11 protein-coding genes are annotated in these 11,748 nt (G+C 41.3%); 8 read left to right on the forward strand and 3 right to left on the reverse strand.

What is annotated here, in order from left to right; all coding sequences use genetic code 11:
• The 3 genes from VMW78_07375 to VMW78_07385 form a co-directional block, all read left to right on the forward strand.
• Positions 1–278: RsmD family RNA methyltransferase (locus tag VMW78_07375; protein HUV50820.1), on the forward strand; the 278-nt coding region annotated here is incomplete at its 5' end.
• A gap of 36 nt (positions 279–314) precedes the next feature.
• On the forward strand, positions 315–800 hold the full coding sequence (coaD, locus tag VMW78_07380; protein ID HUV50821.1) for a pantetheine-phosphate adenylyltransferase: 486 nt from the start codon (positions 315–317) through the stop codon (positions 798–800).
• A gap of 10 nt (positions 801–810) precedes the next feature.
• Positions 811–2,979 carry a vitamin B12-dependent ribonucleotide reductase gene (locus tag VMW78_07385; GenBank protein HUV50822.1) on the forward strand — a complete coding sequence of 723 codons (2,169 nt, stop codon included), beginning with the start codon at positions 811–813 and terminating at the stop codon, positions 2,977–2,979.
• Here VMW78_07385 and VMW78_07390 read toward each other — a convergent pair.
• Both VMW78_07390 and VMW78_07395 read right to left on the reverse strand, forming a co-directional pair.
• Positions 2,976–3,557, reverse strand: a complete 582-nt coding sequence (locus VMW78_07390; GenBank protein HUV50823.1) for a YqaA family protein — start codon at positions 3,555–3,557, stop codon at positions 2,976–2,978. The two genes, VMW78_07385 and VMW78_07390, sit on opposite strands and share 4 nt — an antisense overlap.
• Positions 3,558–4,217: a protein-L-isoaspartate(D-aspartate) O-methyltransferase gene (locus VMW78_07395; GenBank protein HUV50824.1), complete on the reverse strand. Its 660-nt coding sequence runs from the start codon at positions 4,215–4,217 to the stop codon at positions 3,558–3,560.
• A 190-nt stretch (positions 4,218–4,407) separates the two neighbouring features.
• On the opposite strand from VMW78_07395, the gene VMW78_07400 reads away from it, so the two are divergent.
• Positions 4,408–5,406 (forward strand): potassium channel protein, encoded by a 999-nt coding sequence (locus tag VMW78_07400; GenBank protein ID HUV50825.1) that lies wholly within the window; start codon positions 4,408–4,410, stop codon positions 5,404–5,406.
• Position 5,407: 1 nt separating this feature from the next.
• Here VMW78_07400 and VMW78_07405 read toward each other — a convergent pair whose 3' ends face one another.
• Positions 5,408–5,995, reverse strand: coding sequence for a 5-formyltetrahydrofolate cyclo-ligase (locus VMW78_07405; GenBank protein HUV50826.1), 588 nt, complete (start codon positions 5,993–5,995; stop codon positions 5,408–5,410).
• Between the two features lie 195 nt (positions 5,996–6,190).
• Between VMW78_07405 and serS the strand changes: the two genes are divergently transcribed.
• The 4 genes from serS to VMW78_07425 all read left to right on the forward strand — a co-directional run bounded on the left by serS (position 6,191) and on the right by VMW78_07425 (position 11,702).
• On the forward strand, positions 6,191–7,465 hold the full coding sequence (serS, locus tag VMW78_07410) for a serine--tRNA ligase (protein ID HUV50827.1): 1,275 nt from the start codon (positions 6,191–6,193) through the stop codon (positions 7,463–7,465).
• Entirely contained in the window at positions 7,462–8,964 is a 1,503-nt protein-coding gene (thrC, locus tag VMW78_07415; GenBank protein HUV50828.1) for a threonine synthase, read from the forward strand. Before serS ends, thrC begins: the two co-directional genes overlap by 4 nt.
• Before the next feature lie 16 nt (positions 8,965–8,980).
• Positions 8,981–10,738, forward strand: a complete 1,758-nt coding sequence (locus VMW78_07420) for a LysM domain-containing protein (GenBank protein ID HUV50829.1) — start codon at positions 8,981–8,983, stop codon at positions 10,736–10,738.
• A 202-nt stretch (positions 10,739–10,940) separates the two neighbouring features.
• Entirely contained in the window at positions 10,941–11,702 is a 762-nt protein-coding gene (locus VMW78_07425) for a tetratricopeptide repeat protein (GenBank protein ID HUV50830.1), read from the forward strand.
• The last annotated feature ends 46 nt before the right edge of the window (positions 11,703–11,748 follow it).

Consider the following 11,748-nt stretch of genomic DNA (forward strand, 5'->3'; position numbering starts at 1 on the left):
CTAAAATTATAAAATGGGATATAATAAAAAATTTAAATTGTATCAAATCGGACAGACCTGCCTTTAATCTTGTTTTTATTGATCCGCCTTATAACAAGGGTTTTCTCCGACCGACCCTGCACAACTTAATAAAAGCGGTATCCGTAAAAAAAGGGGCATATCTTATTATTGAGCACAGCCTTTTAGAGCCGATCCCATTAGATTTTCCTGAGTATGAACTCCATGATCAAAGAAAATATGGGAAAAGCCTTGTTTCATTTTTAACTTATATTGTATAAATATTAACACCTTTATTTCACAAGGAATATAAATCAATGCAAAAAATAGCTGTATATCCTGGTTCTTTTGATCCGGTTACAAACGGTCATATTGATATTATCGAAAGGGGGCTTAAAGTTTTTGATAAAATTATTGTGGCTATACTGCATAATTCTTCCAAGGAATTTCTTTTTACTATTGAAGAACGGGTCAAGATGATTGAAGAAAGCTTGAGCGGGTTTTCAAATATTGAAGTAGATGAATTTGACGGGCTTCTCGTAGATTATGCAAAAAAGCGGGGAGCTAATGCCATACTGCGTGGGATGCGCGCTGTATCCGATTTTGAATATGAGTTTCAGCTTGCCCTGATGAACCGCAAACTAAACCGGGAGGTTCAGACGGTTTTCCTTATGACCGGCCTGAGATGGATTTTTACAAGTTCATCAATAATAAAGGAGGCCGCCCGTTTTGGCGGGGATATTGAAGGAATGGTACCGCCCGTGGTTAATCGGAAATTAAAAGAAAAGTTTGGTTTTATTTAGGGAAACAAGAATGTCTATACATCTTTCAAAAAACGCGAGGGTTGTGCTGGAAAAGCGGTATCTGAAAAAGGACCGCAATGGAAAAATAATCGAAACGCCTGAAGACTTGATTGCAAGGGTGGCGGAAACTATCGCTTCTGTTGACAAGATATTTGATCCTGAGGCCGATATTGATAAAACCAGGCAAAAATTTCTAAAACTTTTAAGCAATAAGTGGTTTTTACCCAACTCGCCTACCCTTATGAATGCCGGCAGACGTCTTGGGCAACTCGCCGCCTGTTTTGTTCTGCCTGTCGAAGATTCAATGGAAAGTATCTTTGAGACCTTGAAACATACTGCAATGATACATAAAAGCGGCGGAGGCACAGGATTTTCTTTTTCGCGGGTTCGTCCTGAAAAGGATATGGTCCTGTCAACCGCCGGCATTTCAAGCGGTCCTATTTCATTTATGTCTGTTTTCGATGTGGCCACTGAAACCGTCAAACAGGGAGGTACTCGCAGAGGAGCCAATATGGGTATTTTGCGGGTGGATCATCCTGATATCGAAGTTTTCATAAATTCAAAAAACGATCCGCACATGTTAAACAACTTCAATATCTCGGTTGCCGTCTCCAAAATATTTATGGATGCGCTTAAAAAAGATTCTGATTACGATCTCATCAATCCCAGAACCAACGAGGTTGTTAAACAGGTTTCAGCAAAGAAAATATTTGACATGATTGTTGCTTCTGCCTGGCAAACCGGAGAACCTGGGGTAATATTTATCGATCGCATAAACCAGGATAACCCGACACCACACCTTGGCGACATTGAAGCCACTAATCCTTGCGGCGAGCAACCTCTTCTACCCTATGAATCATGCACCCTTGGTTCTATTAATCTGTCTAAAATGGTAATCAAAAAAGCCCTTGATTTAAACAGATTAAAAAGGACTGTTCACGATGCGGTCCATTTTCTTGACAATGTAATAGACGCAAACAAATATCCTCTCGCGCGTATTGAAAAAATGAGCAAAGGAACAAGGAAAATCGGTCTGGGGGTAATGGGTTTTGCTGATATGTTGATAAAAATGGGTTTGCCTTACGATTCCGAAAAGGCGGTTGCCCAGGCGGAAAATATAATGTCAATAATCTCTGAGGAATCCAAAAAAGCATCTGCCGCCCTTGCTGAAAAACGCGGAAATTTTCCATATTACAAGCAAAGTGTCTTTGACAAGCCATCAACTCCACATATGCGAAATGCCACTACCACTACAATTGCTCCAACAGGCACTATCAGCATTATTGCCGACACTTCCAGCGGAATAGAACCGATTTTTGCCGTGGCATATGCAAGGCATGTGCTTGACGGAAAGTTTCTTCCGGAAATACATCCTTTTTTTATTAAAATCGCCAGGCAGGAAGGATTTTACAATAAAGAGCTCTTTGGCGAACTTGCAAAAACAGGTTCAATACAGTCGCTTGACTTTGTTCCTGATCACATAAAAAGGCTTTTCAGAACATCTCATGATATTTCAACAAAATGGCATGTTGCAATTCAAGCTGCATTCCAGAAATATTCGGATAATGCTGTTTCCAAGACAGTCAATTTTCCTCCGGACGCCACAATTGAGGATATTAAAAAGGTATATCTTTCTGCTTACAGAAGCGGTTGCAAAGGTGTAACAATATACAGATATGGAAGCCGTGACAATCAGGTTTTAAGTTTTGGCAGGGAAGAAAAGGAATCCGCGAAGATAGCTCCCAGGCCAAGACCAATGCGCACTCACGGTATTACGGAAAGAATCAGCACAGGGTGCGGGAAACTGTATGTTACGATAAATTCCGACGAAAAAGGAATGTGCGAAGTCTTTGCGCAGATGGGAAAGACCGGCGGATGCGCGTCATCTCAGATAGAAGCCGCGGGTCGCCTGATATCCCTTGCTTTGCGATCAGGAGTAAATATTGATGCCGTCATCAAGCAGCTTATAGGCATACGGTGTCCTTCACCCGCATGGCAAAACGGGAAAATGGTTCTATCCTGTCCTGATGCAATTGCTCAAGTGTTGATAAAGGTAACTAATTCAAATTTTAATGAGATAAAAACAATGAATTATATCTGCCCTGAATGCGGCGGGATATTGCTTCATGAAGAGGGATGTCTTATCTGTCACTCATGCGGGTTCTCAAAATGCGGTTAGAGAAAATACTTGATAATCACAAATCCGGCAACAAGAAGAACGGTAAATGCAACTGCCAGCGTATTAAAATATTTCTCAATAAAATCCTGAATTCCGGAACCAAAACGATATATAAGCCACCCAACCAGGAAAAAACGCATGGAACGGGAAACCAGCGAAGCAATCACAAATACGGTGAAATCAATATTCAGAGCTCCGGCTGAAATAGTAAACACCTTGTAGGGAATAGGAGTAAAGCCGGCGATCCCGATTGCCAGAGCGTCATATCGCATGTAAAGAGACTGGATATATTCAACCTTTTCAGTTAAACCATAAAGGCTTATAATCTTCTCCCCGATGTCGACCATAAACCGCCATCCAATCAAATAGCCTAAACATCCCCCAAGTACGGAACCTGCCGAACATATCAGCGCATAATAAAACGACCTTTTTGGTCTTGCCACGGCAAGGGCTATCAGAAGGATATCAGGGGGTACGGGGAAAAAAGAGGATTCACAAAAAGCCAGAATAAATAATGCCCATGTCCCATATGCTGTCTCCGCCCAGCGGAGAACCCAGGAATAAAGCCGTCTAAGCATTTATTGGTATCTCCAGCCTTGTTCGCCAAGCAGTTTTACAAACCTGCATCCACCAAGACATGTTTTGCGAATACCCTGCTCATCCTTATATAGTTTGATCAACTCCTGCGAAAACTGGTCTCCGACCGGTATTACCATACGTCCGCCAATTGCCAACTGTTCTACCAGGCTTTCAGGAATTTTCGGCGCGCCGGCTGTGACAATAATAGCATCAAACGGACTTTCGTCTTTCCACCCTAAAGTGCCGTCTGAATATCTGGCTACTATGTTGTGATAATGAAGCTCGTCAAAAAGTTTGCGCGCTTTAATAAAAAGCGGATTTATTCTTTCAATGGTATATACCCTGAATGCAATTTCAGCTAAAATTGCGGCCTGATATCCTGATCCTGTTCCGATTTCAAGCACCCGGTCATCCTTGCCGAGTTGCAGAGCCTGTGTCATCTCTGCCACGATATATGGTTGTGAAATTGTTTGCTGCTCACCGATGGGAAGCGGATAATCAACATACGCCTGATCCATTAAGGCCTCACTTACAAACAGATGCCTTGGGACTTTGCGCATGGCTGCAAGAACATTTATGTCTGTTATCCCGCGCGACTCAAGCTGCTTGACGACCATTTGTTCGCGCTTGCTTTTAAATGTAATGGAATCCTTTCTCATAACAAATTTCCTATCAAACCAGCATGCACAGGTCAAGCATTTAACAAAAAAAACCCTTGATTTTTAAGTAAAATGCTACATAATCGTTCACGGTTAACCACGCTGGGGCGTGGTTGATCAAAACATAAAACCAGTCAGTCGTTTGGACCCTTAAAATTTTGAACGGCTGCAAACTCTTTAAGGCTTTTTTATGGACAGCACAAAACATCTTACAACTTCTATTTTCTTGACTCTCTTAATCGTTGTTTTTGGAACAACAGGTTATATGATTATTGAGGGCTGGGATATATTTGATGCTCTATACATGACCGTTATTACAATTACTTCTGTGGGATATGGTGAAGTGCATAAAATTGGAAAAGCAGGACAGGTGTTTACCATTTTTTTAATTATTATCGGGATTGGATTTGTTATATATGTGGCGGGCGCCGTAGTACGATTCATGCTTGAGGGACAAATAATGGCTATATTAGGGAGGAGAAGATTGAACAAAAAGATTGATCGGTTAAAAAATCATTATATTGTCTGCGGGTACGGGCGCATAGGAAGACTTCTTTGCAGAAATATTCAAAAAAAATCCATAGCCGTGGTGGTTGTCGAACAGAACGAAGAATTACGTCGGGTTATGGATGAAGATGGCGTTCTCTATATATTGGGAAACGCCTCTGACGAAGCAATTCTTATCAATGCGGGTATAAAACACGCAAAAAGTCTGGTCGCTGTTCTGGGTACAGACACCGAGAATGTCTTTCTTGTTCTGACAGCCAGACAGCTCAAACCGGATATTTATATAACAGCAAGGGCAAACCTTGAGGGATCAAAGGCGAAATTGAAGGCAGCCGGAGCAAACAAGGTGGAATCACCCTATGAGATTGGGGCGGCAAGTATGTCTCAAAGAATACTTCGCCCTGCTGTAACGAATTTTCTGGATCAAGCCTTTGATGATCAACAGCAGGATATACATATGGAGGAAATGTCCGTCAGCCCCTCCTCCAGGCTGATAAATCTCATGTTAAAGGATTCAGGCATCAGGCAAAATTATAACCTCATAATAATTGCAATAAAAAAGCTTGACGGAGATATGTTGTTTAACCCTTCCTTTGAGAGCATCATCAAGGCCGGGGATACACTCATTGCGGTCGGAGAGACTGCAAACCTTCAAAAGCTGGAGAAACTCTTGAACCCCTAACTTATATTTTATAGATTATCCTTTTTTCAGTAATAACGATATCTACATGCTTGTCATGGGGCTCAACAGGCACCTGCTGAATTATCTGGCTTTCAAGGGCAAGAGCAACCTTTCTGGTGGTAATTGATAGTGTCGGAATAAGCCTGTCATAATAGCCTTTGCCCAATCCTATCCTTCCACCCTTTTCATCAAAAGCAACCCCCGGAATTATTGCTATATCGATAAAGTCAACAGGCACAATTTTACAACACTCCGGGTCAGGCTCCGGAACTCCTCTTGGACCAGGCTTTAAATCAGAATCAAGGTTGTCAACCCTCATTAGTTGCATTGCATGCTTCATAGTATCAAAAACAGGAAGCACAACTATCTTATTGGATTCAAAACATCTTTTTATTATATCATTCGTAACAACTTCACCGTTTGTATGCATATACAGCAAAATAACCTTTGATTCAAGAAAGTTGGCGAATCCAAAAAGCCGTTCTTCTATTGCTCTGGTTTTTTCGATTAATTCACCGGCGGAAAATGCTTTCAGCTTTTCTGCTATATCTTCGCGTATTTCACGTTTTTTTTCTTTAATATCTTCCATATATTTCTCCGGACATTGAAATAGTCTTTTAAAATCTAATTTATTATCATACATATATTAACCAACAAAGTCAACCTTCAATAATCATTGACTATATGATCCGTGCATGATAATTTTAAAAAAATATGCTGTATTAACAGGATGCAATAAACCATCAAATATCACTAAACATTTTTAATAAACATAATTATCCTTATGCTTGAAATCAAGTTTGTAATACAAAATTTTTCACAGGTAAAAAAAGCGCTTTTAATGCGAGGCGAAACAGCCGACATTGAAATTTTAAAAGATTATGATTCCACTCGCAGGGCGATTCTGCTTGAGATCGAAGAACTAAGATGTCGCCGCAATCTGGTTTCCGGGCAGGTTGCAGACATGAAGAAAGCAGGTGAAAATACAGATGACCTGGTTGCTGAGATGCGTAATGTTTCAAATAAAATAAAGGAATTAGATAAGCCTTTATCCGAAAATGAAGAAAATATTTATAACATACTTATGGGGTTGCCGAATATCCCCCATCCGTCAGTGCCTGTAGGAAAGGATAGTTCCGACAATCCGGTAGTCAGACAATTCGGCAAATGCCCTGAGTTTGAATTCAAACCAGCTCCTCACTGGACTTTGGGAGAAAATTTAGGGATACTCGATTTTGAGAGGGCTTCCAGGATCGCAGGGGCTCGTTTTCCTCTCTCTTACGGAGCAGGCGCAAGAATGGAAAGGGCTCTTATAAATTTTATGCTTGATATTCACACTGTAGAACACGGTTATAAAGAGGTTCTGCCGCCCTTTATTGTAAATCAAAAAAGCATGACCAACACAGGTCAACTACCGAAATTTAAGGAAGACCTGTTTAAACTTGAGGGGTGGGATTATTTCTTGATTCCCACGGCCGAAGTTCCGGTTACAAATATTCATCAGGATGAAATCTTAGATGAAAACATGCTGCCTATTCTATATGCTGCATATACTCCATGTTTTCGCAGCGAAGCCGGTTCTTATGGAAAAGACACAAGGGGTTTAATAAGGCAGCATCAGTTCAACAAGGTAGAGCTGGTTAAATTTTCCAGGCCGGAAGACTCTTATGATGAACTCGAAAAACTCTTAAATGACGCTGAAACCATCTTAAAACGTCTTAACATTCCTTATCAGGTTATTTGCCTGTGTACCGGAGATATGGGCTTTTCAGCGGCAAAGACGTATGATATCGAGGTTTGGATGCCTGCTCAGGGTGTTTACCGGGAGATTTCATCCTGCAGTAATTTCGAAAGTTTTCAGGCAAGACGGGCTAATATCAGGTTCAGAAGAAAAGGTAGAAAGGGGACGGAACTTGTCCATACATTAAACGGATCAGGGCTTGCCGTAGGAAGAACAGTCGCGGCCATACTTGAAAATTATCAGCAGCCTGACGGGTCCGTGATTATTCCAGAAGCCTTGAGGCCATATATGGGTGGAATGGAAAAAATAGAAAAATGAAAATCGAAGATTTTCCAGTAGAGATCAGGCCCTATATTATTCCTAAACAAAAAGGGAATGTTGTTTACCGCTGTCTTGGCTGCGGCCTTGAATCCGGCATTGAGAAGCTGCTTTATACATGCCCGGATTGCGGCCAGGTTCTGCTTATCTATGATCTGCAATTTGACCGGTTAAAAAAAATACCCGGAAAATTGTGGCGCCAAATTTTCGATTATCGCAAAATGCTCACGATCCCTGCTCTAAAAGGGATTTATCTGTATCATGAATTTATCGGTCCGGTTATGCCTCTTGACTGCGTGATCTATCTTGGCGAGGGGCATACTCCTGTTATAGAAGCCAATTCTTTTTTGCAGGAAAAAGCCGGCGTCAGGTTCTTCTTTAAAAATGACGGTCAGAACCCAAGCGCATCATTTAAAGACAGGGGAATGGCGAGCGCTTTGAGCTATATCAATTTTCTTGTCAAAAAAGGGCATATTTCCGATGTGCTGGCAATCTGTGCTTCCACCGGGGATACATCTGCTTCAGCCGCGCTGTATGCCTCATTTCTTCAGCCTCATGTCAAGTCTGCGGTACTCCTTCCGCACAAAAAGGTAACTCCCCAGCAGCTTTCCCAGCCTCTGGGAAGCGGAGCCTCTGTATTCGAAATCCCGGGCGTATTCGACGACTGCATGAAGGTTGTTGAAGCTATGTCGGAAAAATATAATGTAGCTCTTCTAAATTCCAAGAATGCCTGGAGGATACTGGGGCAGGAATCATATTCATACGAAATTGCTCAGAATTTCGAATATAATATGAAAGACAAAGTTATAGTATTGCCGATCGGCAATGCAGGCAATATTACCGCTGTTATAAACGGATTCCTGAAATTTTATGAAACCGGCATAATAGACAGCCTGCCGAAAATTATCGGGGTTCAGTCAAAACATGCCAACCCTGTTTACAGGTATTATCTCGAGCCTGATGCGAAAAAGCGGAAATTTATTCCAGTAACCGTAAAGCCCAGCGTAGCCCAGGCAGCCATGATCGGAAATCCTGTTTCAATGCCCAGGGTAATATATCTCGTAGATCTTTATAACCGCCTGGCCGGCAAAAAGAATGTTTTTTTTACAGAGGTCCCGGAACAGGCCATAATTGACTGGGAACTTGTGGCTAATCGCAACGGGCATATTGCCTGTACCCACGGGGGAGAATCTTTGGCCGGTCTTGTTGAAGCAAAAAAACAGGGAATTGTTAATAACAATGATATTGCCGTTGTCGATTCAACCGCTCATTCACTGAAATTCTCCGGGTTCCAGGAGATGTATTTTGAAAACAGATTTCCAGCGGAATATGAAATCACTCCTGATCCAAATCTTATAAATTCTCCTGTTTTAATACATCCAAAGGATTTAAAAAAGGTTCCGGCCCCTGGGAAACCGATAAAAGGGGATGATTTTGAGCAATTTGTCAAACGTGTATCAGAAGAAATCGCAACAAGGTTGAATCTAAAACACAGATAAGCAAAGGCATAAAAATTTGCATAGACTATTTATTACATGGTTGCTAATCATATTTATCTGCATCATTCCCCATTATTCCGCGGGCAGCGCTTTACTCTCTAAAAGTTATGCTGTTCTCTATGATAAAGGCATAGATATATTATGTGATCCTTATGTTGTTCAAAAGGGTGACTGGGTCATTAAGCTCTTCAGGCAAAAAGGAGAAATCTCTTATAAGGATTTTCCGGAATTCCTGGCTATATTTAAACGTCTAAATCCACGCATACGTGATGTTGACAACATACGTCCGGGTCAGCATATTCTTATCCCTTTAAAGAAATTAAAAAAGGATTCGCTTCCTGGTCAATCTTCGGGAATCGTTACCATTCCATTTGTAACAATTTCCGACCTGCCTGATATTATCAAACCCTATTCAACCGAACATGTTGTGCAAGAAGGGGAGTTTATCTCAAGGCTTATTGCGCGGGGCTATGATACTAAATACGGAACAAAACCATACAACGAGGCGATCAAGCTGTTAAGGCTCATCAACCCGGATGTCGTTGATCTGGATCGGATTTATCCAGGCCAGAAACTATATATACCTGATTCATCGCTTCGCAATCAACCATGGTACAAATCTCTATTTGACTCTTCCGGCGCTCCGGAACCTTTTGTTCCAACGGATCAACAGGACAATGCTCAACCTCCTTTTGAGGCAATTGCTTCAATTTTAGATGCAAAACTTTTAAATAAAGGCATATACTCTTTCCCGGGGCATGGAAAAGCCGATTATAAGCTCGATCTCTCCGGTTTTCCTCTAATAGAGCTTAAAGATAAGACAAAGATTCTGCTGGCCGCATCCGCTAACAAAGACAAAAATGCGCCTGAACTAAATGCAATAAAATCATCATGGAGCAATGTGAAAATTGTTTCTATTGCAAACAAAGCCTCAACAGAGCAGGCGTTTGATGCTGTTATGGAGTCCTTTGGAAAAGAGGCGTTTAAAAATAAAATATCATTTTCTGATCAGGGCCTTAAGGTGGATGTTAGCGGGAAATGGATAATTGAGCAGCCGTGTTTTGCGGGTGAAGAGGCAAGCCACCTGTGTATTACCCCTGTCAATGAACCGGATGAGCGTACCCCTGACTCAATTGTCCGTTATCTGGAACAACACAATATAATAATAAAGGATTTTCTCAAAGATTTTACCAAAGATTCTAAAGGCACAAAACACGAATCCAAAGGCGCGCAAAAGGAAAATACAGCAGAAGATGCGAGACCTTTGAAAGATGCTATTGCCATAGACTTTTCAGACCATAAAACCTTTGTCAATAATCTCCTGGCGGCAATGGGTTATAATTATACCCCAAATGTCGCCATTACATTCCCGTATGCCGGGATCCAGATAAAGGCATTGTCAAATCTCATATCAACCAGGGATGGAAAGTCGCTGCTCGTTGATTTTGGAGATATTTATGGGGATGCGGTTCTTTCTATAAAAAAGACAGGTCTTGGCATAATACAGATAAATAATAAAGATAATGCACATGAGGTAATAAGAAAGATTCTTGATGCATTAGAGGCTTCTTATACAAAATACCCAACCTTCCTGGCGGCAAAAAGGCCGGATACCTATAATACCTCTTTAATCATTCCAGGCTATCTGATTTCAAATAAAAATAAGAATAAAATACTTCTCGCAACAGCGCCTGTGAATGATGATGTAGTTCAGTTTTTAATAAACAAAGGCATAAAGGTGATTCAGCCAGGCACAAAGACACAAAGTGAATAATTATAAACTCGCAAAAAGTCGTCACTCCGGTGAAAACCGGAGTCCAGATGGTCTGCAACTGCTTGAAAAGACTGGATAGCGCTTTAGCTTCACTACGTGTCCGGCTTTCGCCGGAATGACGGGATATGGTATTTTTCGACTTTTTACGAGTTCATCAAAGTTACAAGTGCGCTAAAGTTAATAATTTTGGGGTATCTTAAATATGAAAACGAAAACAAATAGATTTATCCGGGCAGCATCTATCCTGCTGGTATTTTTTCTTGTCTCATGCGCTGCAAATCTGGAATTAAGAAAAAACCGGGGAGAAGCTTTTAGAAATCTTGGCGAAGGATATATGGGGCAGAGAGATTATACGACAGCGCTAAGAGAGCTTCTTAAGGCCGAAAAACTCTATAGCAAAGATCCGCGTCTTCAAAATGACCTGGGACTGACTTACATGGCAAAAGGAAAACCGGACATCGCTATTGATCACTTTAAGAAAGCAATTACAATAAAACCGGATTATACGCCGGCAAAAAATAATATGGGTACAGCCTATCTTGCAAAAAAGGACTGGGACAGAGCTATTACCTGTTTTAAGGAGATCACCGAAGACCTTACCTATGCCACTCCCCACTATCCCCTTTCAAACCTGGGATGGGCCTATTACAATAAAAAACAGTATGATCTTGCGGAAAAGTATTATCAGGACGCTCTCAAGATAGAACCAAGGTTTGCAATTGCTTTGAGCGGTCTTGGCGGGACATATATTGCAATGGGTAAAATCTCAGATGCAATAGCGACTTTTGAAAAAGCGGTAAAAATTTTTCCGGGTTTTGCGGAATTATATCTGGATCTTGCTGATGCTTACAGATTGTCACGGGAATATAAAAAAGCGCTCGACGCTTACAGCAAGGTTATCGAGCTTGCTCCGGACAGCCCAATTGCAATCGAAGCTCAAAAAGAGATGGCAAGGATAAGATAAATGAATCCCCATTATTTATAATCTGTATTGTTGCTCTGCTGCTCGA

The sequence above is a fragment of the Anaerolineae bacterium genome (genome assembly GCA_035529315.1).
GTDB lineage: Bacteria > Desulfobacterota > Desulfobacteria > Desulfobacterales > ETH-SRB1 > Desulfaltia.

Coding starts and splice junctions, on each gene's coding strand:
- serS (HUV50827.1), top strand. CDS start 6,191: ATGCTTGAAATCAAGTTTGTAATACAAAATTTTTCACAGGTAAAAAAA.
- VMW78_07400 (HUV50825.1), top strand. CDS start 4,408: ATGGACAGCACAAAACATCTTACAACTTCTATTTTCTTGACTCTCTTA.
- VMW78_07405 (HUV50826.1), bottom strand. CDS start 5,995: ATGGAAGATATTAAAGAAAAAAAACGTGAAATACGCGAAGATATAGCA.
- VMW78_07385 (HUV50822.1), top strand. CDS start 811: ATGTCTATACATCTTTCAAAAAACGCGAGGGTTGTGCTGGAAAAGCGG.
- VMW78_07425 (HUV50830.1), top strand. CDS start 10,941: ATGAAAACGAAAACAAATAGATTTATCCGGGCAGCATCTATCCTGCTG.
- thrC (HUV50828.1), top strand. CDS start 7,462: ATGAAAATCGAAGATTTTCCAGTAGAGATCAGGCCCTATATTATTCCT.
- VMW78_07390 (HUV50823.1), bottom strand. CDS start 3,557: ATGCTTAGACGGCTTTATTCCTGGGTTCTCCGCTGGGCGGAGACAGCA.
- VMW78_07395 (HUV50824.1), bottom strand. CDS start 4,217: ATGAGAAAGGATTCCATTACATTTAAAAGCAAGCGCGAACAAATGGTC.
- coaD (HUV50821.1), top strand. CDS start 315: ATGCAAAAAATAGCTGTATATCCTGGTTCTTTTGATCCGGTTACAAAC.